Source organism: Segatella salivae DSM 15606 (genome assembly GCF_000185845.1).
Lineage (GTDB): Bacteria > Bacteroidota > Bacteroidia > Bacteroidales > Bacteroidaceae > Prevotella > Prevotella salivae.
Map to the genome: position 1 here is coordinate 2,459,404 of NZ_GL629647.1, position 26,778 is coordinate 2,486,181.

At 42.8% G+C, this 26,778-nt stretch carries 24 protein-coding genes; 8 read left to right on the plus strand and 16 right to left on the minus strand.

Annotated elements, in window-relative coordinates; genetic code table 11:
- From tig to recQ, 4 genes are all read left to right on the plus strand, one after another.
- The coding region (tig, locus tag HMPREF9420_RS09650) for a trigger factor (RefSeq protein ID WP_007135469.1) at positions 1-1,346 on the plus strand (1,346 nt) is incomplete at its 5' end.
- A 173-nt stretch (positions 1,347-1,519) separates the two neighbouring features.
- Positions 1,520-2,185: an ATP-dependent Clp endopeptidase proteolytic subunit ClpP gene (clpP, locus tag HMPREF9420_RS09655; RefSeq protein ID WP_007135470.1), complete on the plus strand. Its 666-nt coding sequence runs from the start codon at positions 1,520-1,522 to the stop codon at positions 2,183-2,185.
- A gap of 3 nt (positions 2,186-2,188) precedes the next feature.
- Complete coding sequence (gene clpX, locus HMPREF9420_RS09660) at positions 2,189-3,433, plus strand: ATP-dependent Clp protease ATP-binding subunit ClpX (protein WP_007135471.1); 1,245 nt, start codon at positions 2,189-2,191, stop codon at positions 3,431-3,433.
- A gap of 91 nt (positions 3,434-3,524) precedes the next feature.
- Positions 3,525-5,702, plus strand: a complete 2,178-nt coding sequence (gene recQ, locus HMPREF9420_RS09665; RefSeq protein WP_007135472.1) for a DNA helicase RecQ — start codon at positions 3,525-3,527, stop codon at positions 5,700-5,702.
- A 505-nt stretch (positions 5,703-6,207) separates the two neighbouring features.
- Here recQ and HMPREF9420_RS09670 read toward each other — a convergent pair.
- The 9 genes from HMPREF9420_RS09670 to lysS all read right to left on the minus strand — a co-directional run bounded on the left by HMPREF9420_RS09670 (position 6,208) and on the right by lysS (position 14,042).
- Positions 6,208-6,744, minus strand: a complete 537-nt coding sequence (locus HMPREF9420_RS09670; RefSeq protein WP_007135474.1) for a 2-oxoacid:acceptor oxidoreductase family protein — start codon at positions 6,742-6,744, stop codon at positions 6,208-6,210.
- 15 nt (positions 6,745-6,759) lie between these two features.
- Positions 6,760-7,527 (minus strand): thiamine pyrophosphate-dependent enzyme, encoded by a 768-nt coding sequence (locus HMPREF9420_RS09675; protein WP_007135475.1) that lies wholly within the window; start codon positions 7,525-7,527, stop codon positions 6,760-6,762.
- Positions 7,520-8,611: a 3-methyl-2-oxobutanoate dehydrogenase subunit VorB gene (locus tag HMPREF9420_RS09680; RefSeq protein ID WP_044079215.1), complete on the minus strand. Its 1,092-nt coding sequence runs from the start codon at positions 8,609-8,611 to the stop codon at positions 7,520-7,522. Before HMPREF9420_RS09680 ends, HMPREF9420_RS09675 begins: the two co-directional genes overlap by 8 nt.
- A 14-nt stretch (positions 8,612-8,625) precedes the next feature.
- Positions 8,626-8,856 carry a 4Fe-4S binding protein gene (locus HMPREF9420_RS09685; RefSeq protein WP_007135477.1) on the minus strand — a complete coding sequence of 77 codons (231 nt, stop codon included), beginning with the start codon at positions 8,854-8,856 and terminating at the stop codon, positions 8,626-8,628.
- Positions 8,857-8,892: 36 nt separating this feature from the next.
- Positions 8,893-9,072: a hypothetical protein gene (locus HMPREF9420_RS09690; protein ID WP_007135478.1), complete on the minus strand. Its 180-nt coding sequence runs from the start codon at positions 9,070-9,072 to the stop codon at positions 8,893-8,895.
- 113 nt (positions 9,073-9,185) lie between these two features.
- Positions 9,186-9,920, minus strand: coding sequence for an HAD family hydrolase (locus HMPREF9420_RS09695; protein ID WP_007135479.1), 735 nt, complete (start codon positions 9,918-9,920; stop codon positions 9,186-9,188).
- Positions 9,921-11,267 (minus strand): glucose-6-phosphate isomerase, encoded by a 1,347-nt coding sequence (locus HMPREF9420_RS09700; protein ID WP_007135480.1) that lies wholly within the window; start codon positions 11,265-11,267, stop codon positions 9,921-9,923.
- A 47-nt stretch (positions 11,268-11,314) separates the two neighbouring features.
- A complete protein-coding gene (locus HMPREF9420_RS09705; RefSeq protein WP_007135481.1) occupies positions 11,315-12,310 on the minus strand; it encodes an NAD(P)H-dependent glycerol-3-phosphate dehydrogenase in 996 nt (331 codons plus the stop codon).
- Complete coding sequence (gene lysS / locus HMPREF9420_RS09710) at positions 12,303-14,042, minus strand: lysine--tRNA ligase (protein ID WP_007135482.1); 1,740 nt, start codon at positions 14,040-14,042, stop codon at positions 12,303-12,305. The genes HMPREF9420_RS09705 and lysS overlap by 8 nt, the downstream gene beginning before the upstream one ends.
- Positions 14,043-14,298: 256 nt before the next feature.
- On the opposite strand from lysS, the gene HMPREF9420_RS09715 reads away from it, so the two are divergent.
- A complete protein-coding gene (locus tag HMPREF9420_RS09715) occupies positions 14,299-14,988 on the plus strand; it encodes a queuosine precursor transporter (RefSeq protein ID WP_187116448.1) in 690 nt (229 codons plus the stop codon).
- A 3-nt stretch (positions 14,989-14,991) separates the two neighbouring features.
- The gene (queF, locus tag HMPREF9420_RS09720) at positions 14,992-15,447 is read left to right on the plus strand and encodes a preQ(1) synthase (RefSeq protein ID WP_007135484.1); all 456 of its coding nucleotides are present in this window, start codon (positions 14,992-14,994) and stop codon (positions 15,445-15,447) included.
- A 386-nt stretch (positions 15,448-15,833) separates the two neighbouring features.
- Here queF and HMPREF9420_RS13985 read toward each other — a convergent pair whose 3' ends face one another.
- A complete protein-coding gene (locus HMPREF9420_RS13985; protein WP_147625666.1) occupies positions 15,834-16,112 on the minus strand; it encodes a hypothetical protein in 279 nt (92 codons plus the stop codon).
- A 39-nt stretch (positions 16,113-16,151) separates the two neighbouring features.
- Here HMPREF9420_RS13985 and HMPREF9420_RS09725 point away from each other — a divergent pair, with 39 nt between their 5' ends.
- Positions 16,152-16,964 (plus strand): glycosyltransferase, encoded by an 813-nt coding sequence (locus HMPREF9420_RS09725; protein WP_007135486.1) that lies wholly within the window; start codon positions 16,152-16,154, stop codon positions 16,962-16,964.
- 56 nt (positions 16,965-17,020) lie between these two features.
- Positions 17,021-17,650 (plus strand): sugar transferase, encoded by a 630-nt coding sequence (locus HMPREF9420_RS09730; RefSeq protein ID WP_007135487.1) that lies wholly within the window; start codon positions 17,021-17,023, stop codon positions 17,648-17,650.
- Positions 17,651-17,750: 100 nt separating this feature from the next.
- On the opposite strand, the gene HMPREF9420_RS09735 is transcribed toward HMPREF9420_RS09730, so the two are convergent.
- From HMPREF9420_RS09735 to HMPREF9420_RS09765, 6 genes are all read right to left on the minus strand, one after another.
- Positions 17,751-18,182 (minus strand): lipocalin-like domain-containing protein, encoded by a 432-nt coding sequence (locus HMPREF9420_RS09735; protein WP_007135488.1) that lies wholly within the window; start codon positions 18,180-18,182, stop codon positions 17,751-17,753.
- Between the two features lies 1 nt (position 18,183).
- Entirely contained in the window at positions 18,184-19,776 is a 1,593-nt protein-coding gene (locus HMPREF9420_RS09740) for a capsule assembly Wzi family protein (protein ID WP_007135489.1), read from the minus strand.
- 39 nt (positions 19,777-19,815) lie between these two features.
- Complete coding sequence (mfd, locus tag HMPREF9420_RS09745) at positions 19,816-23,277, minus strand: transcription-repair coupling factor (protein WP_007135490.1); 3,462 nt, start codon at positions 23,275-23,277, stop codon at positions 19,816-19,818.
- A gap of 2 nt (positions 23,278-23,279) precedes the next feature.
- Positions 23,280-24,029 carry a polyprenol monophosphomannose synthase gene (locus tag HMPREF9420_RS09750; RefSeq protein WP_007135491.1) on the minus strand — a complete coding sequence of 250 codons (750 nt, stop codon included), beginning with the start codon at positions 24,027-24,029 and terminating at the stop codon, positions 23,280-23,282.
- Positions 24,030-24,815: 786 nt separating this feature from the next.
- Positions 24,816-25,574: a lysophospholipid acyltransferase family protein gene (locus HMPREF9420_RS09760; protein ID WP_007135493.1), complete on the minus strand. Its 759-nt coding sequence runs from the start codon at positions 25,572-25,574 to the stop codon at positions 24,816-24,818.
- Positions 25,575-25,588: 14 nt separating this feature from the next.
- Complete coding sequence (locus tag HMPREF9420_RS09765; RefSeq protein WP_007135494.1) at positions 25,589-26,770, minus strand: metallophosphoesterase; 1,182 nt, start codon at positions 26,768-26,770, stop codon at positions 25,589-25,591.
- Positions 26,771-26,778: the final 8 nt, after the last annotated feature.

Here is a 26,778-nt window from a genome sequence, read left to right on the forward strand (position 1 = left end):
TTTCATTTGAGAATCCGGACAAGGTGAATGGTCTGTTGACTATCACTGTTGAAGAGGCAGATTATCAGGCAAGTGTCGAGAAGACATTGAAAGATTACCGCAAGAAAGCCAACTACCCAGGCTTCCGTCCGGGTATGGTTCCAATGGGACTGATAAAGAAACAGTATGGCGCATCAGCCAAAATGGATGCTATCAACAAACTCATTGGTGAACAGATTTACAAGTATATGCAGGACAATAAAATCCAAATGTTGGGCGAACCGCTTCCTTCTGAGAAGCAAGAAGCTCAAGATTTAGAGAAACCTGCACCTTATACATTCGCTTTTGACATTGCCGTTGCACCGGAATTCAAAATAGAATTGAACGGACATAATAAGATTGATCACTATACTATCATAGTAGATGACGCGCTTATCGACCGCCAAGTAGAGATGTTTACATCTCGTAATGGCACCTATGAGAAGGCAGAAAGCTATGAAGATAACGATATGTTGAAGGGTGATTTGCGTGAGCTTGATGAGAAAGGCAATACAAAAGAAGATGGAATCACAGTTGAAGCAGCTTCTATTTTGCCTAATTATATCAAGGATGAGGCTCAAAAGGCACTCTTCAATGGCGCAAAACTCGGCGACATTATTACGTTAAATGTAAGCAAAGCCTTTGAAAACGAAGCAGAGATTGCTTCACTTCTAAAGGTTGAACGTGATCGTGTGAAGGATATTAAGTCTGATTTCAGCTATCAAATCACAGATATTCAGCGTTACAAGAAGCACCCAGTAGATCAAGAACTCTTTGATTCTTTGTTTGGAAAAGACACAGTTAAGAGTGAAAAAGAGTTCCGTGAGAAGATTGCAGAGGGTCTAAAAGAGCAGCTTGCAGTTGATGCTGACTATAAGTTTATCCTTGATGTACGCGCTTATTGCGAGAAGAAGGTGGGTAAACTTGAATTCCCTGATGCTTTGTTGAAGCGTATTATGCTGAACAACAACAAGGACAAGGGCGAAGAGTTTGTTGAGAAGAACTACGAGCAAAGCATCAAAGAACTTACTTGGCACTTAATAAAGGAACAACTTGTTGCTGATAATCAAATCAAAGTTAATGATGAAGATGTACTCAATGCAGCTAAAGAAACCGCACGAGTTCAATTCGCTCAGTATGGTATGAACAATGTACCTGATGAGTATGTAGAGAACTATGCCAAGGAGATTCTAAAGAAACGGGAGAACGTTGACGGCCTCGTTGATCGCGCTGTTGACATCAAATTGACTGACGCTTTGAAGAAAGTTGTGAAGCTAAATGAAAAGGAAATCAGCCTCGATGACTTCAATAAGATGATGAGCGAGTAATTGTTTTTTTTGAAAAAAAACTTCTTTTATAAGAGGTTATCGACTTTTTTTATTATCTTTGTCTATATGAAGACAAGCTGAGATGAATCTGCTTTTGGCATCATCTTTGCAACTATAGATAATAAATAAGGTGGATAACCTCCTTTTTTTGTCTTTAATTAAAACATAACGCTATGAATGATTTTAGAAAATATGCCACTAAGCATTTAGGAATGAGTGGGATGGTGCTTGATGATGTCATTAAGTCTCAAGCGCAATATCTTAACCCTTATATTCTCGAAGAACGCCAGTTGAACGTTACTCAGATGGATGTGTTCTCGCGATTGATGATGGATCGCATTATCTTTCTTGGTACAGAGATAGATGATTATACTGCCAACACATTGCAAGCTCAGTTGCTTTATCTTGATTCTGTAGACAGTGGGAAGGATATTTCCATATATATTAACAGCCCAGGGGGTAGCGTAACAGCCGGTCTTGGCATTTATGACACGATGCAATTCATTAGTAGTGACGTGGCAACGATATGTACAGGAATGGCCGCATCTATGGCTGCTGTGCTCCTCGTTTCAGGCCAAGAAGGTAAACGTTCGGCGCTAACCCATAGCCGAGTAATGATACATCAGCCTCTCGGTGGTGTGCAAGGACAAGCTTCCGACATAGAGATTGAGGCCAAAGAGATACAGAAATTCAAGAAAGAACTCTATACAATCATCTCTGAACACTCACATACTCCCTTTGAAAAAGTATGGAAAGACAGTGATCGAAACTATTGGATGACCTCTCAAGAAGCAAAAGAATATGGTATGATTGATGAGGTATTGGTTCGTAAGAAGTAAACTATGGCAAAAAAAACATGTAGTTTTTGTGGCAGAAGTGAAAGCGAAGTGCGGCTGCTTATCACTGGACTTAATGGATACATCTGTGAGGATTGTGCCAAGCAGGCCTATGATATTGTACGCAGTGCAGGCGTAGCTGGTTCAGATACTGCTACAAATGACCAGGATGAACCTTTTAAATTAAAGAAAGTTCCCAAGCCAAAGGAGATAAAAAAATACCTTGATGAGTATATCATTGGGCAAGATGAAGCCAAACGTTTCTTGTCCGTTTCGGTGTATAATCACTATAAACGTCTGCAGCAACCTACCGATGAGGATGGTGTTGAGATTGAAAAGAGTAACATCATCATGGTGGGTAGCACGGGAACGGGTAAGACTTTGCTCGCACGTACTATTGCAAAACTGCTTGATGTGCCTTTTACCATCGTCGATGCAACGGTATTTACCGAGGCAGGATATGTGGGAGAAGATGTTGAAAGTATACTAAGCCGCTTACTTCAAGTTGCAGATTACAATGTTGCTGCAGCCGAACGGGGTATTGTTTTCATAGATGAGATTGATAAAATTGCACGTAAGAGCGACAATCCTTCTATCACTCGAGATGTCAGCGGCGAGGGCGTTCAGCAAGGTTTACTAAAGCTTTTGGAGGGAACGATGGTCAATGTACCTCCAAAAGGCGGTCGAAAACATCCCGATCAAGACTATATTCATGTCGACACAAAGAACATTTTATTCATCTGTGGCGGTGCTTTTGATGGTATAGAACGTAAGATTGCCCAGCGAATGAATACCCATGTGGTCGGTTATAACTCTGTACAGAACGTGGCAAAGATAGATAAGAGCGACCTCATGAAATATGTTCAGCCAATGGATTTGAAGTCCTTTGGATTGATTCCCGAGATTATTGGTCGTCTGCCGGTACTCACTTATCTCAATCCTTTGGACCGTGAAGCATTGCGTCGCATACTGGTTGAGCCGAAGAACTCAATCATCAAGCAATATAAAAAGCTGTTTGAAATGGATGGCATTAAGCTAAGTTTCGAAGAGGATACACTCGATTTCATCGTGGATAAGGCTGTAGAATATAAGTTAGGTGCACGTGGTCTGCGCTCAATTGTTGAGTCAATCATGATGGATGCGATGTTCGAAGTGCCGTCAAAACGGATGAAAGATTTTGTCGTTACACTTGACTATGCGAAGAATCAATTAGACAAGTCTTACTTACAAAATCTTGATAAGACTGTATAAACAATGAATCCGGGCGATAAAAGCTATCGTCCGGATGCCCAATGAAAAACAAAACTATCACTAATGGATAGGGATGAAGTGAGCTAATGGTATGGCAAAGGACACAAATCTATTACAACAACTAAAACATTATTTCGGCTTTGACAAGTTCAAAGGCGACCAAGAGGCAATCATTCTCAGTCTAATGGAGGGGCATGACACGTTTGTTTTGATGCCCACAGGAGGTGGAAAGAGCCTGTGTTATCAGCTTCCTTCACTCATCATGGAGGGCACTGCAATCGTCATTTCGCCACTGATTGCCCTGATGAAGAACCAAGTTGACGTCATAAACGGCATGAGTGAAGACGGTACTGTGGCTCATTATTTGAACTCATCTCTCAACAAATCAGCCATCCAACAGGTGATGGATAACGTGCGAAGTGGCAAGACCAAGCTGCTCTATGTGGCTCCAGAATCGCTCAATAAGGAAGAGTATGTAGAGTTTCTCAAGTCAATTCACATTTCATTCTACGCCATTGATGAAGCTCATTGCATATCAGAATGGGGGCACGACTTCCGTCCGGAGTATCGCAATATACGTCCAACGATCAACAAAATTGGCAATGCTCCCGTCATAGCTTTGACTGCAACAGCGACCGACAAGGTGCGTACTGACATCAAGAAGAGCCTTGGAATTATGGATGCCCACGAGTTTAAGAGCTCATTTAATCGGGCAAATCTCTACTACGAAGTACGGCCAAAGACGAATGATGTGGATAAACAAATCATCAAATTCATTCGTCAACACGAGGGAAAGAGTGGCATTATCTATTGTCTTTCACGTAAAAAGGTGGAAGAACTTGCCGAAGTTCTCAAGGCCAATAATATTAAAGCGGCTCCCTATCACGCAGGTCTTGATAGCGCAACACGCTCACAAACCCAAGACGATTTCCTCATGGAACGCATCGATGTCATTGTAGCCACCATTGCGTTTGGCATGGGTATCGACAAGCCTGATGTGCGTTTTGTTATCCATTACGATATACCGAAGAGCTTAGAAGGCTATTATCAAGAGACGGGTAGAGCTGGTCGAGATGGTGGAGAGGGGCTTTGCATCGCGTTTTATGCCCAGAAAGACCTCAAGAAATTAGAGAAATTTATGGAAGGAAAGCCTGTTGCCGAGCAGGACATTGGACGTCAGTTGCTACAAGAAACGGCTGCCTATGCAGAGTCTTCTGTATGCCGTCGCAAGATGCTTCTACATTATTTCGGAGAAGAATATCCCCATGATAATTGTCACAACTGCGACAATTGTCTTCATCCAAAAGAAAAGATGGAGGCGGGAAATGCCTTGAACATTGTTCTAAAAGCAGTGCTTGCACTAAAGGAAAACTTTAGACAAGAGTATGTCATTGACTTCATAAAAGGTCGTGGAACGGATGATATCTTGTCGCATAAACACGACCAATTAGAAGACTTTGGGGCTGGAGAGGACGAGGATCCGAAGTTATGGAACCCCGTCATTCGACAGGCTTTAATAGCCGGTTACCTTAAAAAGGATGTAGAAAACTATGGACTTTTGAAGATAACTTCAGCCGGAAAGCGCTTCATAAAGCATCCAACTGAGTTTATGATTGTGCGTGATAACGAGTTCAAAGACGACGATTATGAAGAGGGAGGTGAGGCAGTTGGTATGGCTCTTGACCCCGAATTGTTTGCTATGTTGAAAGGACTTCGCAAGCAAATGGCCCAGAAACTCGGCGTTCCCGGATATGTAATCTTCCAAGATCCATCGTTAGAACAGATGGCAACAATGTATCCGATAACCTTCGAAGAGCTTCAACAGATTCAAGGAGTTGGGGCTGGTAAGGCTAAGCGTTATGGCAAAGAGTTTCTTGAACTCATTAAAAGGCATTGTGAAGACAATGGTATTGAGCGCGCCGAAGAACTTCGCGTGCGTACTGTTGCCAAGAAAAGCATCATCAAAGTAAAGATTATTCAGAGCATCGATAAGCAGTTGGCACTCGATGATATCGCTGAATCTTTGGGCCTTTCTTTCGATGAATTACTTGATGAAGTGGAGGCAATCGTTTATAGTGGCACTAAGATTAACATCAACTATTTCATTGAAGAAGTGATTGACGACGAGCATGTCGATGATATTTATGAGTATTTTCGTGAGAGTGAAACCGATAGTTTGGATGATGCTATCAATGAACTTGGCGACGAATACAGTGAAGATGAAATCCGATTGGTAAGAATTAAGTTCCTGTCGGAAATGGCAAACTAAGCCGTTTTGACATTTGTCGTCTTATTTCGCAAATGATTTTATAGGATACGCATATTTGAATCGTGGGTCGTTTCCACTTCAGGTATGCGTTATTTTTTTATCATCCACAAAGCGTTGCTCCTCAAAGGATTATCCCTTTTCAGACCTTTCGCGTTGTCATTTCATGCAAATAATCGTGTGAATAGCATCATTTCATCGTGTAAAATGAGCCTAATCACACGTCGATATGCGTCATTTCACAACATGATTAAACAGCGCGATGCACAAGAAAATACAATACCGACGGCACAGAATCAAATCTTCTATAATATGGTTTATGCAAAGATGCAAGATGATGTATATAAAATTACGGCGCACAATGATTGACATTGTACGCCGTAGCCTTTGAAATCATAGGTTCACGCTATTTTTATTATATTCTGTTTTCCATATATCATTGTTCTAAAATGACAGAAAACAACAAATTGTTTTTGCAAAAGCGTGAAACTCTTCTATTGGAAAGTCTCTATTTTATCATCTTCATGCCTTCCTCCACTGCCTGCATATTTAGTGGAATGAGGTGGTGGTGGCGTTCTGGAAGCGATTTGAATAGAGCCTTTTGTAGTCCATCCGTACTGACAACTGGGCAGACTTTAAGGAGACCTCCAAGTACAATCATGTTGAAAACCTTGGCATTTTTCATCTCCGCAGCCTTGTCCATAGCGTCTATTCTGTAGACTTTGATGTCGTCTCTCGTAGGAGGATTGACGATGCCGAAGCCGTCATAGATGAGCATTCCGCCTGGTTTTAGCTTCGGCATAAACTTATCTAACGAAGGCTGATTAAGCACAATGGCCACATCATACTTGCTAAGTATGGGCGAAGAGATGCGTTCATCGCTGATAATCACCGTCACATTAGCCGTTCCTCCGCGTTGTTCGGGGCCGTAGGCAGGCATCCAAGTGACCTCTTTTCCTTCGAGCATACCCGAATAAGCGAGTATCTTTCCCATGGAAAGTACGCCTTGTCCGCCGAAGCCTGCTATGATAATTTCTGTTTTCATACGTTTACTTGTTGTTTAAAGTGAGGTTGTATCCTTCAAATCTCCTTTGGGATACTTCTCAAACATGTGTTGCTCCATCCACTCGTTAGCCTTTAATGGAGTCATCTTCCAACCGCTGTTACACGTCGATACAATCTCAACGAGATTTGAACCAAGTCCTTTCATTGAGGCTTCGAATGCCTTTCTGATAGCTTTTTTGGCTTTATGAATGGCAGGAACAGTCTCTACACTTTGGCGTGTTACATAGCAAGTGCCCTCCAAACGGCTGGCTAAATCTGTGATGTTTAGAGGGTAACCATGCAGTTCTGCATCGCGACCATACGGGCAGGTTGCAGTCTTTTGACCTAATAAAGTGGTTGGCGCCATCTGCCCACCAGTCATGCCATAGATAGCATTATTAATGAAAATAATCGTGATATGCTCGCCTCTGTTGAGCGAATGGATGGCTTCTGCTGTTCCGATACAAGCCAAATCACCATCTCCCTGATAGGTAAACACAAGGCGATCGGGCCAAAGGCGTTTAATTCCTGTAGCCAAAGCGGGAGCACGTCCGTGTGGCGCTTCTTGCCAATCGATGTCAAGATAGCGGTAAGCGAATACCGCACAACCTACCGGGCTGACTCCAATGGCCTTGTCTTCCATGCCCATTTCGGCGATGACTTCAGCCACAAGCTTATGTACAACGCCGTGAGAACAGCCTGCACAATAGTGCATAGCAGTGTCGTTCATGAGTTTAGGTTTCTCATAAACTAAGTTTTCTGGTGATATGATGTCGTTATTCATTGTCGATAAGTTTAGTCTCTAAAGCGTCTACAATCTCTTCAGGATCAGGCACGATACCGCCTAATCGTCCGAAATGTGCTACGGGAATGTTGCTTCCTACAGCCAGTTTGACGTCTTGAATCATTTGTCCTGCATTGATTTCTGCCACAAGTATGCCTCTCTTTCCGGCCGAAGCTTCGCGCAATTTCTTTTCAGGGAAAGGCCAAAGTGTTATGGGGCGGAAGAGTCCTACTTTGATTCCGCGTTCCCGAGCAAGTTCCATGCTCTTCTCAGCAATACGAGATGCGCTACCAAATGACACGACAATATAGTCAGCATCATCGCATTTTGTCATCTCACAACGCGTTTCATTGTCTTTGATTTGCTGATATTTCTTTTGCAGATGCAAGTTCTTTTGTTCCATCACTTCAGGCATAAGTTCAAGTGAAGTGATGATATTTGGTGCACGATGTTTAGTGCGTCCTGTTGAAGCCCAAGGGCATTCGCGGATAACTTCCTCTTCTGTTCGGCGAGGTTTCATAGGGGGAAGCACTACCTTTTCCATCATCTGACCGATTACTCCATCGCTTAATATCATTGCAGGGTTACGGTATTTGAAAGCCAAAGTGAATGCTAAGTCGACGAAATCTGCCATTTCTTGCACAGAGTTTGGAGCGAGAACGATGACATTATAGTCTCCATTTCCACCACCACGAGTGGCTTGATTATAATCGCTTTGACTCGGTTGGATGGTTCCTAAGCCTGGACCTCCACGCTGAACATTCACGATAACACCGGGTAATTCGGCTCCCGCCATGTAGGAAATACCCTCTTGCATTAACGCAATTCCAGGACTTGAACTACTTGTTAGCACGCGTTTTCCGGCGCCAGCTCCGCCATATAGCATATTGATTGAAGCCACTTCGCTCTCTGCTTGCAATACAACCATGCCAGTAGTTTCCCATGGTTTGAGTTGTGCAAGGGTTTCAATGATCTCGCTTTGTGGTGTAATCGGGTAGCCAAAATAACCATCTGTGCCGCATCGAATGGCTGCATGTGCGATGGCTTCGTTACCCTTCATGAGTTTAATTTCTTTCTCTTCCATAGATTTGATCATGTTTAATCAAGTTTCTTTCGATAGACAGTGATGCAGCCATCGGGGCAAACTATGCCGCAAGCAGCGCATCCGATGCAGTCATCGGGATGGATTGCTTCGACATAAGTGTAGCCACTTACGTTGACTTTCCTGTCGGCCAGCGCGATAACGTCTTTCGGACAGGCCGCTACGCAAAGCGAACAGCCTTTACAACGGTCCTCGTTAACAACGATGGCACCTACTACTTTTCCCATAATGTGATTGATATGTGTTAGTTGTCGATGACACTCCTAAGGATTATACATGTCTTTGCAATAGAAAGCATATATGGATTCGAGCATCTTTTTGGCTTCAACGGCGGGACTGTTAGCATCAAGTGCAATGGATTCCATATAGGCTTCCATAGCACGTTTGAAGTCACCTTGCCGGCGAAAGTCATTGCCAAGGATGTAAAATTCTTCAGATGTCATGTCGTTATATGTCTTTGTTTAAACAAAATTACGATACACAAAGACTTACAACAAACATTCAATGTAATTTTAAGCTATATTAAAATAGTTTTGCTTAAAAGTGCGCACACCTTTTAATAGTGTGCAAAAAACGAAATAAAGTTACTCCAATCGTCGACCAGTTGAGTCATTTTGTGATATAATATGTTTGCACCGGCGTTAAGAAGTGAGTCGTCTGGCAGTGGACCGCTATTGATTGCGATTGTAAAGATGCCTGCAGCCACACCCGAACGAATGCCAAGTGGTGCGTTCTCTATAACGATAGCTTCGTATGGTTGGAGGTTTCCAGCCTTCTGAAGTCCTGCAAGATAAGGATCAGGAAAAGGCTTGCCACGTTTTACATCGTATGCCGTGGTGATATGATTTTCATTAAGAAAGGCTCCAAAATCATGGAGGAGGCGTGCTATCAGCGGTCGTTGTCCACTGCCGGTAACTACATTTATGCTCATGCCTGCTTGTTGAATGTTTCGCATAATGTCAAGAACGCCATCAAAGATTGGGGCTTCTGGCATCATGTGGAAACGTCGAGTTTTCTCATCATACATGCGTTGTGCCTCTGTAAGACTAATGTCTTTGCCTTGTTGTTGCTTAACAAACTGTTGGATAGTATCAATACCTCGCGCCCCTTCTGTGGCGTAAGCGTCAGCCTTTGTCATGCGAATGCCAAACTGCTTCATGCTTTCTTGCCATGCAATGGCATGGTGAGGCATGCTATCATAGAGTACACCATCCATATCAAAAAGCACGGCTTTGGGACTAAAATGCCCAAAGCCGTGTTTTTCTAAGTATTTATTTATTTCGTCTTTCATTTACAAACGTTCGCGGATGGCTTTGCTTTCAGCTTCGTAACCAGGTTTGTTGAGCAGAGCAAACATATTCTTTTTGTAAGCCTCTACACCTGGTTGGTTGAATGGGTTGACCTGAAGTAGGTTGCCACTGATACCACACGCTATCTCAAAGAAATAGATAAGTTGACCAATGTAATAAGCATTCAAGCATGGAACACTAATGCGAATGTTAGGTACTCCGCCATCAACGTGGGCAAGACGAGTGCCAAGTTCTGCCATCTTATTAACGTCGTCAATGCGCTTTCCCTCAAGGAAGTTAAGACCATCTAAGTTCTCTTCGTCGTGTGGGAAAAGCAGTTTATTTTCTGGTTCCTCTATACTGATGACTGTTTCAAAAATAGAACGTTCGCCCTCTTGAATCCACTGACCCATAGAGTGCAGGTCGGTTGTGAAGTCACAAGCTGCTGGGAAGATACCTTTATTGTCTTTACCTTCGCTCTCACCAAATAGTTGTTTCCACCATTCTGCAAAGAAATGGAGCTTTGGTTGGAAGTTAACAACAATCTCAATCTTCTTTCCTGCCTCGCTATAAAGACCGTTTCGAACAGCTGCATAGAGTGCCGCGGGGTTCTGATTAAAGGGTACTTCCTTACCACATACACGTTCCATCTCCTGCGCACCACTAACGAGTTGTTTGACATCGAAGCCTGCACAAGCTATTGGAAGCAGTCCAACGGGAGTGAGAACTGAGAAGCGTCCGCCAATGTTATCAGGGATAATAAAGCTCTTATAGCCTTCTTTGTCTGCACAAGTACGGGCAGCTCCCTTCTTCGCATCAGTCACAGCAACGATCACATCCTTAGCTTCTGCCTTACCACGCTGTGCTTCACATTGTTTCTTTAGCAAGCGGAAGGTGAGCGCAGTCTCTGTAGTTGTGCCCGATTTACTAATATTAATAACACCAAACTTTTTGCCTTTAAGATACTCTGTGAGTTCAAACAGGTAATCTTCACCTATATTATTACCGGCAAAAAGAATGATTGGATTCTTCTTTTCGGCTGTTAACCAAGCGAAACTATTACCTAATGCCTCAATAACGGCACGTGCACCGAGGTAAGAACCACCAATACCTGCAACGACGATTACTTCGCATTTGTCGCGCAAAGTGTTTGCCGTGTTCTGGATTTCACTAAGGAATTCTGGTGTGATACTTGTCGGCAGATGAAGCCAACCAAGGAAATCGTTACCTGGACAAGTACCATTTTCAAGAGCTTCTTGAGCGGCCTTGACCTGACTTTCATAGGCTTCAACAGCTCCAGGTTTTAGGAACTGTGCTGCCTTTGTAATGTCTACACTGATATTTTTCATTGTTTTTTGTTATTATCCTGACCTTATATAATGTACAAGATCATTGACTATCTAAAATTTTCTATAATTGATTGAACGACTCTTTGCGGAGAACCATGTTCATATAAGATATGATATACACCATCAAGTATAGGCATGTCAACGCCAAACTGCTTGTTGATTTCCATCATACACTTGCTACCGAAGTATCCTTCTGCTACCATTTCCATCTCGATCTGTGCGCTTTTAACAGAATATCCCTTACCAATCATTGTTCCAAACGTACGATTTCGACTGAAATTACTATAGCCTGTAACGAGTAAATCGCCTAAATATACACTATCACAAATGTTTCGTTGTGCAGGATAAACAGCCGTAAGGAAACGATTCATCTCTTGAATGGCGTTGGAAAGAAACACTGCTTGGAAGTTGTCGCCATATTTAAGACCATGACAAATGCCTGCCGCAATAGCATAAACATTCTTTAATACGCCCGCATATTCAATGCCAACGATGTCCAAAGAAGTCTTTGTATTGATAAATTCGCTTGAGATGATGTTTGAAAATGCCTGAGCTTTTTCCACATCAGCACATCCAATAGTGAGATAGGACAGTCGTTCTAAGGCTACTTCTTCCGCATGTGATGGGCCACTTACACATGCTATGTTCTCGTAGGGGACGCCCAACACTTGATGAAAGTATTCAGATACCACAAGGTTTTCATCTGGAACAATTCCTTTGATGGCACTAATGATAAACTTATTACTTAGCGGAACTGAGAGCTTTTGCAAGTGATTCTTCAAATAAGGAGATGGCGTTACGAACACTAATGTGTCATATTCGTTGACAATTTGATTGAGGTCACTCGAAAAATTAATCTTACTGACCTCGAAACTTGCCGCTTGTAGGTAGGCAGGATTATGGCCTAAGCGTTTAAATTCGGCTATCCTGTCGTCGCGACGCATGTACCATCCGATATGGTTTTCATGCTTAACGACGAGTTTTGCGATAGCCGTTGCCCACGAACCTCCGCCAATAATGGCTATGTTTCCACATTTAAACATTTGCCTTGTCAATCCAATGCTGAACCTCTTCCACAGAAGGCTTCTCGTAACCTAATTTATATTTCTTATTGATTTCACCGAGTTTCTGTTGCAATCCCTGTGCTTTCTCGTCCTTAATATCGCTAATCAGGTTGAAGCCTGCCTTGCGAAGAACGTATACCCAAGGCTCATCGACACCCAATTCTGCCCATTCTTTAACACTGCTTTGTGGCATCTTGGCTTCTGGTTTCATTTGAGGGAAGAGCAAAACTTCCTGAATGAACTCCTTACCTGTCATCAACATACAGAGTCGATCAATGCCAATTCCGATGCCAGATGTAGGAGGCATGCCATATTGTAAAGCTCTTAAGAAGTCTTGATCGATAATCATTGCCTCGTCATCTCCCTTATCTGCCAACTTCATTTGGTCCTTAAAGCGCTCCTCTTGGTCTATAGGATCATTCAATTCTGAGTAGGCATTAGCGAGTTCTTTGCCATTAACCATGAGCTCAAATCGCTCTGTAAGTCCAGCCTTTGAACGGTGCATCTTCGTCAACGGACTCATTTCTACAGGATAATCTGTAATGAAAGTCGGTTGGATGAATGTGCCTTCACAGAATTCTCCGAATATTTCGTCGATGAGTTTTCCCTTTCCAAAGCTCTCATCCAAGCCTTCTATTTTCAGTTCTTCGGTTGCAATCTTGCGGATTTCTTCTTCATTTTTGTCCGTAAGATCAAAGCCGGTCTTTTCTTTAATGGCTTCAAGTATCGGCAAACGGCGGAAAGGTGCCTTGAAAGATATCGTGTGTTCACCATTCTTTACCTCTGTACTTCCGTTGTTAACTGCCTTACATATCGTCTCAAGTAGTTGCTCTGTGAAGCTCATCATCCAGTTATAGTCCTTGTATTGCACGTATAGTTCCATGCAGGTAAACTCCGGATTATGAAACTTATCCATACCTTCGTTGCGGAAGTTCTTACCAATTTCATAAACGCCTTCAAAGCCTCCGACAATCAATCTCTTTAGATAGAGCTCTGTGGCGATACGCATATACATGTCAATGTTAAGCGCATTAAAGTGTGTTATGAATGGACGTGCACTCGCACCTCCTGCAATACTCTGCAAGGTTGGCGTCTCTACTTCCGTATATCCGTGTTCATCAAAGAAGTTACGCATAGTGCGTAAGATGGTCGCACGCTTCAAAAAGGTTTCCTTTATGCCATCGTTGACAATCAAGTCTACATAGCGTTGACGCGCGCGTAGCTCTGGATCATCAAACTTATCATAGGCAACGCCATCCTTATATTTAACGATTGGCAGTGGCTTTAGACTCTTGCTGAGCAGTGTAATCTCTTTGGCGTGCACACTAATCTCGCCAGTTTGTGTTCTAAACACATAGCCTTTAACACCGATAATGTCACCAATGTCGAGCAGTTTCTTAAACACTACATTATATAAATCCTTATTCTCTTCGGGACAAATCTCGTCACGTGAGATATAGACTTGAATGCGTCCTTTGCTGTCTTGAAGCTCTGCGAAGCTGGCTTTACCCATAATTCGGCGGCTCATCATACGTCCGGCAATCACTACTTCGCGTTTTTCGTCGTCATCTTTGAACTCATCCTTTATATCTGTTGAATATGCATTGGTAGGATATTCAGCTGCAGGATAAGGGTCGATGCCCATATTACGCAACTCCTGGAGACATTGTCTGCGAATAATCTCCTGTTCACTTAGCTCTAAAACATTCATATTTTTATTCGTATATATACTTTATTTTCTGTTGCAAAAATAATAAAATAATTCGAGAATACACCTTATTTATTGTTTTTTATGGCTCACTTCTTGTGCATGTTTGATTGCAATCATCTTCCTTTATGAATGCGGAAAAAGTATAAATGGAAACAATGTAATTCAGTGTTTCACACTTTTCATTCCACAATTTTTATTATCTTTGCACCCGAATTCAATCCATCGAGTGCTTGGTAAACCTCGTAAAAAACAAGAAATGACAACAGAAAAGAATCAGGTTAGTGTGCTGTTTATGCTTTTCAGCATACTCTTTTGCGTTTGCTTAATAGCTGCAAACGTGCTCGAAACAAAGCAAATAGCCATCGGAACGATTAGTCTTACGGGAGGTTTAATCGTGTTCCCAGTGTCTTATATCATTAATGATTGCGTCTGTGAAGTGTGGGGTTATCGCAAAGCCCGACTCTTAATATGGACTGGTTTCGCAATGAACTTCTTCTTTGTAGGCCTTGGTGCGCTCTGCGATGCTATCCCGGGAGCTCCTTATTGGACGAATCAGAAGGGGTTTCATGAAATCTTTGGGCTCGCTCCTCGCATTGCTGCAGCTTCGTTTGTGGCTTTCCTTGTAGGCAGTTTCGTGAATGCCTACGTGATGAGTAAGATGAAGATACGAGACAAAGGACGCCACTTCTCTGCGCGAGCCATATTGAGTACGGTCTTCGGAGAGTCTGCTGATTCGCTCATTTTCTTTCCTTTGGCGCTCGGAGGAATAGTTCCTAATCACGAACTTCCAAAGCTTATGTTGTGGCAAGTGGTGCTAAAGACGGCCTATGAAATTGTTGTTTTGCCTCTGACAATACGCATTGTGAACTATCTTAAGCGTCATGAAGGCGCCGATGTATATGATAACGACATCAGTTATAACGTGTTGAAAATATTTAATCTCTAAGATATGGAAAGAACAAATGAAGGACTTCAGGCCCTGGGAGCAAAGACTAAATATCGCATGGACTATGCGCCCGAAGTGTTAGAAACGTTTAACAATAAGCACACGGATAACGATTATTGGGTTAGATTCAATTGTCCCGAGTTCACATCTCTATGTCCTATCACTGGACAACCAGACTTTGCAGAGATCCGAATCAGTTATATTCCGGCCGAAAAGATGGTAGAAAGCAAGAGTCTTAAACTCTACTTGTTTAGCTTTCGCAATCATGGTGACTTCCATGAAGACTGTGTTAACATCATCATGAAAGACTTAATACGACTCATGCAGCCTAAGTTTATAGAGGTAACGGGACTCTTTACGCCTCGCGGAGGCATAAGCATCTACCCCTATGCCAACTATGGTAAGCCCGGAACAAAATATGAAAAGTTAGCCGAAAAGCGTTTAGAAACGCACGAATAATGGCGCTTCTACGGAATAAACATTAAGGAAAGTCCTTGTTTTTTGTTGCCTTTTGGGTGCAAAAACAAGGGCTTTTTTTCTTATAGCTATAAGAGGAAAGAGGGCGGAAGCACACATAATGATAAATAATTTCGTTCAAAAATTTTCATGATATCTAAGATGTTGGCGCTTGCTTCAATCTATATTTGCGAATAATGCTCATGTAGTAATCATTCAAAATCTTGTAGACGATTATTCTTATCCTCATCAATAGTGAAATGATGTGGTGCAAATGGGCGTGTAATTTGATATGTTTTACACGATGAAATGACGCAAATGGCGCGGTAATCTGACTTGAATTAGACTACTCTTTCACTCACTTTTCTTTTTGTTCTTTGTGAGAATCTTCAACCAGTTGGCTCACAATGGCTTATAATCTTCAAAATATTAGTGCAAATGTTGGCTTTATGGATTTTTACTTTCATAGGCTTTGAGAAGGCTTGTTCTGTTGATGTGTATTGCACATACAAGCAGTTTGCAAACGAAGATGATGCGCTTTCTTCAATCATAAAAATGTGATTTTGTTGTAATAAAAAATATTTGCCATGCAATATTCTATCAGATTTAGCGTTATAGTGAATAGAGCAGGGGCACCAGAGATGCTGTTTAGGACTTTCCTTTTCCATGAAAACAGTTATTGTTAGGTGTAAAATGATAAGCAATCTATGAATTTTTCAGTCCTGATGTCAGTCTATGTGCGTGAAAAACCGCATCATTTAGAACAAGCACTTGATAGTTTGTTGGCGCAGACTGTGCAGCCTTCAGAGGTTGTTATCGTTGAAGACGGCCCCCTAACCGAAGCACTTCATGCTGTGATTGCAGCGTTTAAGCAACGCTTTCCAACGACAGTTAGTGTTGTGCTTCCACGTAATTTGGGCTTGGGTTTAGCATTGAATCACGGGCTGAAACAATGTCGGTTTCCTATCATTGCACGTATGGATAGTGATGACATTGCTATGCCTTTGCGGTTTGAAAAGCAACTCGCCGTGTTGCAAAATCATGAAGAAATAGACTTTGTTGGCAGTTGGATTGACGAGTTCTTTGGCTCTACTGACAATGTTATCTCTGTGAGAAAGGTACCTCAGATGCAGCAAGATATACTGCATTTTGCCCATTATCGCAACCCCATGAACCATCCAACAGTGATGTTTCGAAAGGCAGTTGTTGAGGCCGTTCATGGCTATTGTGACGTCCAATTCTTTGAAGATTACGATCTATGGGCACGTGCTTTGCAGGCTGGATGCTGCTTTTATAACATGCAAGAGAGCCTACTATGGTTCAGACTTACTGATGAATCGTTTCGCCGACGCGGTGGAATTAGCTATATAAAAGCCGAGATAAGATTTCAAAAGCGACTCTATCGAAGTGGTTTTATCAATCTTTTCATGTTCCTCAAAAACGTTATGCTTAGGCTCATTGTAAGGCTTTTGCCCAATAGGATGCGTCGATTTATCTATGTTTTGAGCATTAGAAAATAACTAATCTACTCTATTTGCGTTCATGTAATGCAAGAAAAAATAGTTCTAAATAACACATGACAATATTAGACAATGGTTATATATTAGATGGAATGAACACATTTGAATGCGAGATTAAGCGTTTAATTGATATGTTTGTTGCCTCATTTTGTATTGTGTTTTTTGCTCCTTTGTTTGTATTTTGCTATGTAGCAATCAAGCGAGAAGATGGTGGTCCGGCTATTTTTAAGCAGGAACGAATCGGTCGTTTCGGTCGACCTTTCACTATTTATAAGTTTAGAAGCATGACGATTGGAGCTGAAACAAACGGTCCTGTGCTTTCAAATCATTCACAAGACAAGCGACTTACTAAGATTGGTAGATTCTTAAGGTTGCGCCATTTAGATGAACTTCCGCAGCTATGGAATGTGATTAAGGGCGACATGGCATTCGTTGGACCACGTCCGGAACGTCAATTCTATATCGAAAAGATTATGAAAAAAGACTCACGCTATTGCTATTTATATCAGATAAGACCTGGAGTCACAAGCTATGCAACCTTATATAATGGGTATACGGATACCATAGAAAAGATGCTTGTGCGTCTTAACATGGACTTATATTATTTAGAACACCGCAGTTTGTGGCTTGATTTTCGAATCCTTTCGCTAACTTTCTTGCGCATTTGCTTTGGTAAGAAGTTCTAAAAACAAGGGTACTTGTGTCTGAACTTCAATCATTTGGTCCTATATTGTGCCTTTTGAAGGCGCGAAAGCCTAATGTAAAGTGAGTTCTAAGTCCACCAGATTAAATCTTTCTTAGTCTTAAACGCAGTGTTTTTGAGCGTAAAACCATCTTGTCGTTAGAAAGACTTTCGACTGCAAAACCTTCGCTAAGACCATTCACTCCATAGGGACTTACCTCCCTAATATCAGTCACTTTGAGGTCATCGGAGTCTCGTTCTGAACGATAAGGCGCGTCAAGTAACAGGCTGTCTCCACGATGAATGAAGTTGAAATATACGTCAGAACATACGCCTTTTGTATCTCTCATTTCGAGTAAACGGCCTTGAAAAGCCCAGGTTCTTCCACTTGTTTTAAGGTCTAAAGTGTGTTGATTGGTGAGCGTATCTGCACTCATCAACTGCCAGAAACCATCTAATTTGCCGTTATCAGAGAATTCAATTCCACAACTTGTAAGTAGTAAACACCCTGTGATATATAATATAAATTTTTTCATTTTATTTGTGTTTGAGATGCAAAATCCCTGATTTAATGATTGTAATTTGTAGTCCTGAGTTTGTGCCATAAAGCTTTCCACAGTCAAAAGCGAAGCTACCCTTGACACTCCAGTCGGCAAATCGTGTGCCTTTGGGCCATGAATAGCACGCTTCAAGCAGCATACTGACATTGTGTTTTGGGTCAGGATAGAAATCATAATACGTGCCGAAGCCTTTTTGATAGGTAGCCAAGAGACGATAATCAAGGCCGCGTGAAAGTGTGCCTTCAGCCCCCATGTGCCATGCAATGAATCGATTGTCCTTCACTTCTATGGTCTGATCGGTGTTGTATACAGGCGACATATAAAGCGGATTGCCCATAACCATGCCCCAATGTTGCCATCCTGTGAAGAGATGATGATTGTAATAGTTGTCTCTTCCGCATATATGTTCGGTGACATTTGCCGTGTGATCATGATAGACGGGACCTCCTTGATACTTTGTATAGAGGTATTCTATCACAACTTTTCTTAGCCATGGAGTCTGCTTTAAGCGCAATTCAGCCCCTAACATCCAGTCTTTGAAGTCATAAGCAAAGTATCGTGAGCGCACCTGTCGATGTTTATCAGCCCCCTTTCCCCAGCCATTTTTGTTGATATGTATAAGCGAAGAGTTATCTTCAAAGTATTGATCGGCGTAGAGACTCAAGCCCCATTGTGCCTTGTCATAGTTCAAACGAGCCACCCAACTGCCTAATTGATTGCCTTCAGCATTAATGAAATTCTCGTCGGTTACATCGGTTCCACCTGGGAAAAAGGCATTTTTGAAAGAACGAAGGCTATTGCTGTTCTTGATTTCTTTCATGTGATTACCCTCTCGAATGAATGACTTTCCACCGAATTGGCACGCCATTTCAAGTCCTAATTCAACTGAAAAGGGAACATGACGCTCGGGATTTCCAATCATGAGATAGCCCGCTTTGCTGTGATATAACGTGTTTTCTGTGTAGCGATTCTGCCTTTGTGTGAAATCCTTTTGCCATCGATTGTCTGTGGAAATGCCATAAGCGATGTGACCTTTTAGGCGTAACCAGCGACCAGTGTAGGGCACAACCCAATATGAAGGCAATGAAATACGCACCTCGGGAATAGGGCGTGCATTGATACCTAATGTCTGTGAACCGGATGAAAGCTGTTGGTCTTTGAGCGCCATAGGCTGTTCTTTGGCTCCAATTGTCAGCAAACCATGATGCCATCTAAAATCAACGAAGGCCTGTTGAACAATGAATTTGTTCGTGAAACCATGGGGGAGAGCAAGGTCTATGCCATAGCCAAGGCCCCAATGTCGGGCAGAATCTTGTGTAAGAGGGCGCATAACGGAAGCTCGGAGATAGCCATTTGAAGTCTTTAATGAACCTAAACCAAAGTGGTTTGAAGCCATCCAAAGCGGTGTTTTGCCCTGAGAGAGACTCTCTTGCCATGTTAGTTGGTAGTTGAGGTCATTCATAAGGTTGCACTTTTTAATGCTATCCACGGGAGTGTTGATGGCATAAAGCGATGATGAAATCATCAAAAGAGCGCCTATAAAGAGGGCTGTTCTGTTATGTTTTCTCATTAATGGGAGTCTATGTTATATCTAAATACAAACTTTTTACTATGCTTGCGTGGCGTCAGTACTTGCTTTTAGCATCTCACGGAGCACGCTTACAGCTGCTTCAACGGTAGGAATCTCACTGATAGTTAACAGTCTTCGTGTGCCAACCTGCTTGAAATCGCAGCGTCTCGGGTGGTTACCCACATAGTTAATGACGGCAGAGAAGGTTCTACTTTGATAGTAAGCACTCTCTGGATTAGCAACAAATTGCATGTTCATCTTACCCTGTTTAAGTGATATTTTCTCACATCCGAGTCGCTTACCCAACCTTCGTAGCGGCACAACCTGCATGAGTTCAAGTCCTTCATGAGGTATTTCTCCAAAGCGATCTATTAGGCGTTGGCGGTAAGCTTCAAGGTCGTTGTCGTCATTTATGTTATCTAACTCGCGATAAAGTAACATGCGTTCACTGCTTCCCGGCACGTAGTTGTCGGGGAAATACATTTCGAGATCGCTCTCAATTGCACAGTCTTCAACGAATTCTTCGCCGCTAATATCATTGCCTTGTGCCATTTGTTCGGCGTAGATATCTTGGAATTCATCGTTCTTTAACTCTGTAACGGCTTGGTTAAGTATCTTTTGATACGTCTCATATCCTAAGTCTTCCATGAATCCACTCTGCTCTGCGCCGAGCAGATTTCCTGCACCTCGTATGTCAAGGTCTTGCATAGCAAGGTTAAATCCGCTACCAAGTTCAGAGAAATTCTCAAGTGCTTCCAGCCTGCGTCGAGCCTCGGGAGTGAGTGAACTCTTTGGAGGTGCGAGCAAATAGCAAAAGGCTTTGCGGTTACTTCGACCCACTCGGCCACGCATTTGGTGTAGATCGCTGAGCCCAAATCGGTGTGCATCGTTGATGATCATAGTGTTGGCATTGCTTATATCGATGCCATTCTCGACGATAGTTGTAGAGAGTAACACGTCATAATCATAGTTCATGAAGCCCATTAAGACCTTTTCGAGCTCCTCAGGAGGCATTTGTCCGTGTCCAATTGCAATGCGACAATCGGGTACATACTTATGAATGAGGTTGGCAATCTCCTGTAATCCGTTGATGCGGTCATGCACAAAGTAGACTTGTCCGTTACGACTCATCTCAAAGTTAATGGCATCTGCAATCACTTCATGACTGAAAGTAGCCAGTTCTGTGTGTATAGGATAGCGGTTAGGTGGCGGAGTTCGGATGATACTCATATCGCGGGCACCCATCAAAGAGAATTGAAGCGTGCGCGGAATTGGGGTTGCCGACATCGTCAATGTATCGACATTGGTCTTTAATTTGCGTAGTTTCTCTTTCGTAGAAACGCCAAATTTCTGCTCTTCATCAATGATAAGAAGACCTAAGTCGTGCCATTTCACAGCCTTACCCAATAGCTTATGTGTGCCGATTAGAATGTCAATCTTTCCATCTTCAAGGTCAGTCAGCACCTGTTTTGTTTGTTTTGCAGTCCTTGCTCGCGACAAATAATCTACTCGAACAGGCATACCTTTGAGGCGATTCTTAAAGGTTTGGTAGTGCTGATAAGCCAAAACAGTCGTCGGAACGAGTACCGCCACTTGCTTACTATCGCAAGCTGACTTGAAGGCGGCGCGCACTGCAACCTCTGTTTTGCCAAATCCCACATCGCCACAAACAAGCCGATCCATCGGTCTTTGACTCTCCATGTCGGCTTTTACGTCTTGAGTTGCTTTGCTTTGGTCAGGAGTATCCTCGTAAAGAAAGCTTGCTTCAAGTTCATGTTGCAGGTAACTGTCGCCACTAAATGCATGCCCCCGCTCATGACGGCGCTGAGCATACAACTTAATTAGGTCGCGAGCAATGTCCTTTATGCGTTTCTTGGTCTTTTCTTTCAGCCTATCCCACGCGCCAGTTCCAAGCGTACTGAGTCGTGGAGGCTCACCCGTGTCGGAGCGACGGTACTTACTTATCTTATAAAGAGAATGGATACTGACATCTACTTTGTCGTTATGTTGGTAGATGATTCGAATCATCTCTTGATAGCTATTGCCTGCAGGAACACGCACAAGTCCACCAAATTTACCGATGCCGAAGTCTACATGAACGATAAAATCGCCTGGTTCCATCTCCTGAAGTTCCTTCATTGTGAGCGCCATCTTACCTGCTCTGGCGCCATCGCTTTTGAGATTGTACTTATGATAGCGGTCAAAAATCTGATGATCAGTAAAGAAACAGCACTTCAAACCATCGTCAGCAAAGCCTTCATGCAGTGTTTTGTTGACGGGTTCAAACACGATTGACTTCGCCTTTTGCGAGTCCATATCGGCAAAAATGTCTTTCAATCGCTGATTCTGCTTGTCACTATCGGCCAAGATATAAAGCTTATAGCCTTGCAAAATGTAGTCATCAAGACTGTCAACCAATAGGTCAAAGTTCTTGTGGAATAGGGGTTGAGGCGTTATTTTGAATTTGATAATGTCATATTTTGTTTCTTTCTGTAGGGCCGAACTACTCGTTTTGCCTGCATGAATGCCAAATTCAATGGTGCGGAAAGTGGCTGCTTGTTGTGCAAATCGTGAGGGGCTGAGAAGAGTTTTCTCTTTGTTGAGCTCATCGATGATTTGTTTCTGCTCTATTTCCGTAGCCCCTTCAAGTTGTTCTGTGATTGCTTGTTTGGAGTAACCCTCGTCATATACGTGTGCAATGACATCGCGAATATAGGCAAAGTCCTTATAAACCATCGCACTGTTTGAGGGCAGAAAGTTTAAGAAAGAAACTCTTTCAGTGGTCAATGTGGCCAATTCTGGCACGATTTCTATCTCATTCAGTTTGTCCTTTGATAGCTGATCTTGCACTTCAAACGTGCGAATCGTGTCGATTTCCCGGCCAAAGAAGTCTATACGGAAAGGGTTTTCACAACTAAAAGAGTATACATCGAGGATGCTACCACGTACAGAATACTGACCAGGTTCATACACATAATCCACCTCTTGAAAGCCATATTCGCGCAGCTTATGGGCTATATCGGTGATATCTATCTGTTGTTGTCCGGTCTTTAATGAAAGCCGTCGTTCGTCCAAATGTTGCTTTGAAACAACCAATTCGGATAGCGCTTCGGGATAAGAAATAATTAAAAGTGACTCGGTTGCTTGGTTATCGCGTGCCGAAATCCTTGCCAATACCTCGGTACGGAGTATCTCATTGGCGCTATCTCGTTGCCCGTATTTGACTGATCTCTTAAAGCTTGAGGGGAAAAACAACACATTTTGCGTGCCCATTACCTGCGTAAGGTCATGATAAAAATAGCCAGCTTCGTCGGCATCTTGAAGCACAAAGAGAAACGTTTGCTTGATTTCTGTGGCCACAGCAGCAAATAACAGCGGGGTAGCCGAAGCCTGTTGACCCTGCAAAAAGATATTACTGCCACGATTTTCTTGTAGGAGTTTGCATAAAGCTACCGTCCCGGGAGCCTTTGCATAGAGTTGTTTGATGTCTTGAATGTCCAAATTTAAGCCTTGATTTTAGGGTATTTACGAAACCAACCATCCATGCGTAAGCGCATCACTCCAAAGAAAGCTTCTCCAAATATGCCGCCACTCATCTTGCTTGTTCCCTCTCTTCGGTTGACAAAGACTACGGGAACTTCTTTTATTTTGAATCCAATCTTGTGGGCAGTATACTTCATTTCAATCTGAAAACCATAGCCTTTGAAGCGTATTTCATCAAGGGGTATGGTCTCAAGTACACGCCTTTTATAACACACAAAGCCTGCAGTTGTGTCGTGAACCTTAAAGCCTGTAACGAGTCTTACGTATTTAGATGCAAAGTAACTCATCAGTACGCGTCCAATAGGCCAATTGACAACATTCACTCCACTGACATATCTTGAACCAATAGCAACGTCATTTCCTTCGCCATGTGTAGCCTCATAGAGTCGTGGAAGGTCATTAGGATCGTGACTAAAATCGGCATCCATCTCGGTGATATAATCGTAGTTATGTGCTAAAGCCCACTTAAAACCAGTAATATATGCTGTGCCCAAGCCCAATTTTCCTTGGCGTTCAATGATAAAAAGACGGTCACTGAACTCGCTTTCTATTAGCCGATGCACTATCGAAGCAGTGCCGTCAGGACTTCCATCATCAATAACAAGAATGTGAAAACACTTGTTCAAGCCGAAAACGGCACGTATAATCTTCTCGATATTCTCCTTTTCATTGTAGGTGGGGATTATCACAATAGAGTCACTTTCATGCATAATCGTGTTGTATTTGATTAGTGCAAACTTACACAAAATAATTGAATATTCGTGCGTTAAGCATGAAAAAAGAACAGAAAAGAAATGATGCGGTGATGTGAATCGCTATTAACCATGGTTTGTATTGGATGAAGAGAGCGCAATATGGACTTATATTCATGGGCTGTTTCATATGCTGCCACATGAATAAATCTATCGAAAAATGAGGATGGTTGGGTTGAACATCGGTGCGTTCGCACTATGATGATAAAGTGCAGGCTGTCAGTGTGTTACATGAAATAAAAGGAGTTGTGATATCCTTGCCGTTAGATTGTTTTGTGATGAGCGTCAAAACGTTCTGTGATTCGTGCCATTTCATCGCATGATTTGTAGTGAATCACACGGTCATTTGGCTCAAATCACATTGTCCATTCTTATGATTGGAATAAAGAGTCATGGGATAATGAATGACCATGCCATGAAAATGGTTCGCGGATACACCTTGTGTCTGTTTGCAATGCCCAAGCGGTTACGTTTTTTATAGCCTATGATTAGCGAGGCACGAGCCATTCTTGGGTAGGCTATTGTATGGAGATGCAACGCCGTATGGGGTGAGTTTTCTTTGAAGGGGCATAGCCATGGCGAGTGGATGAATGGCAAATAGCGAGCAGAATCCGCAACACTTACGGCGTTTTTCATGCGCTGTCGCAACGCAAATCAAGTCGAAATGCAGCCTGTTCTTATTGCCTTTACTCCTTTGGTTGTTGTTGTTTGCCTTACAAGAGAAGGATAGAAGAGCGTTGTTTCCTATTGATCGGGGTTCTCAACAAAGCCTTGATATTCCTTATCCAGCCCGTTCATAACGGCTTGATAGCTTTCTTCCATCTGGTTTTTAATGTTCTCTGGGCCTCGACCTATAGGCATAATAGGTTCATGAATGGTGAGTTTTAGGGGATGCCAAAACGCCCAATATAGGTCTTTTGTGCGTGGCTTTACGTCGAAACTACCATTGATTGTCAGTGGCACTACAGGCAGTTGGAGGTCATCTGCAAGCATAAACGCACCACGACGGAATACTCCCATGTGGCCCGTAAACGTGCGGGCACCTTCTGGAAACACAACTAATGACATGCCCTCTTGTAGGATATGACGCGCCTCATCATAGGTAGCGCGAATCTTAGATGGGCCACTTTTGTCGACAAAGATATGGTGGGCATACTGACAAGCAATACCAACGAGTGGAATCTTGCGCAGTCCTTTCTTCATCATCCATTTGAAATTGCGCCCAAGAAAGCCATAGATGAGGAAGATATCAAACGCCCCTTGATGGTTGGCTACAAAGACATAAGACTGTCGGGGAACAAGATGCTCGCGACCTTCCACCTTTACTGGTAAGAGCAAAAGACGTATCCAAAGCCATGACCAGCACTTGCCGGGATAGTAACCCCAAAAGTGTCCGTTGCCAAGAAGGCTGCCAACAACGGTCACTAACGATGTGATGATACTGGCAAAGAGCAGTATGGGCAAGCAAAAGAAAAGCTGATAAAGTCGGTAAAGATACTTCATGATGATGTGTTGAGTTAGTGTTGGGTGTGTAAAGTGATGACGGCAATCTCGGGTTTAACGCCAATGCGTATCGGTGCAAGGCCTCCAATGCCACATGTAACATATAGGAATCGGCCGGCCTTTTCAGCCAGTCCGTAGTCGTCTGGATAGGCAAACATCGTGGGACGGAGCCCAAAAATCGAGATTTGTCCGCCGTGCGTGTGACCACAAAGCGTGAGTTGTGCATGACTCTTCGGTAGGATTCGGCTCTCCCATGTCTTTGGATCGTGTTGTAATAAGATGATAAAGGCGTTACGATTAACTCCTTTTAGGGTCTTCTCTATATTCGAATTGTCGGGGAAATACTTGCCATCTCCACAGTTTTCTTCGCCTGCTATGACGAGTGAATCGCGTCGATCCTTGCTGTAATATATTGTGTGTTCATTGAGTAAAAGGTGCCATCCCATGTCGCGTTCTACTTGTTTTATGCCCGCCTCGCAAGCCTTTTTAGCAACACTATCGCCATAAAAGTATTTGCTATAATCATGGTTTCCGAGAACACTATACATCGGAATCCCATGGTGAGCAAGCTTGGATAGCAGGGCTTTTTGAGGCAAAAGTTCACTTGGTTGCGTGTTTTGCAGGTCACCAACAAAGCATATAATATCGGGTCGTAAGGCTAAGATGGTGTCGACATCTCGCTTGAGATAGCGTTCCATTCCATGGTTAAAGCTCCCTATATGCGCATCACTGAAGAGCACAATGCGTGTGCCTTCAAACGCCTTTGGTAGGTCTTTGAAGGATAATTCGATGTGTGTGACGCGCAATTCTCTTGTTCCGAAGATGATGCCATAAAGCATTGTGAGCATACAAATGATGCCCAGCAGAAAGCCTATGAAATCAAAATAGTGTTGTTTTATGTGCCAAAAGCGCCGACAAAACAGGCCGAACGAAGAGATGAGGGCATATATAGTTTTCGGTATAACCAATACAGAAAGCAAGATAAGATAGGTCTTTATCCAGTTAATATTGTCGGGAATGAATTTACCACAAAAGGTTAACGCCAGCGTGAAAGCTATCATTACAGCGGCTGGAAGCCACCAGATGATGTGTTTGAAACGTGTGATTTGTGGACGATGACGTAGGTAATGACAATCTATATAGAGGTCACTTAGGATAATCATCGGTAGGAGAAGGAAAATGATTCTTGCAATCATGTCGGTTG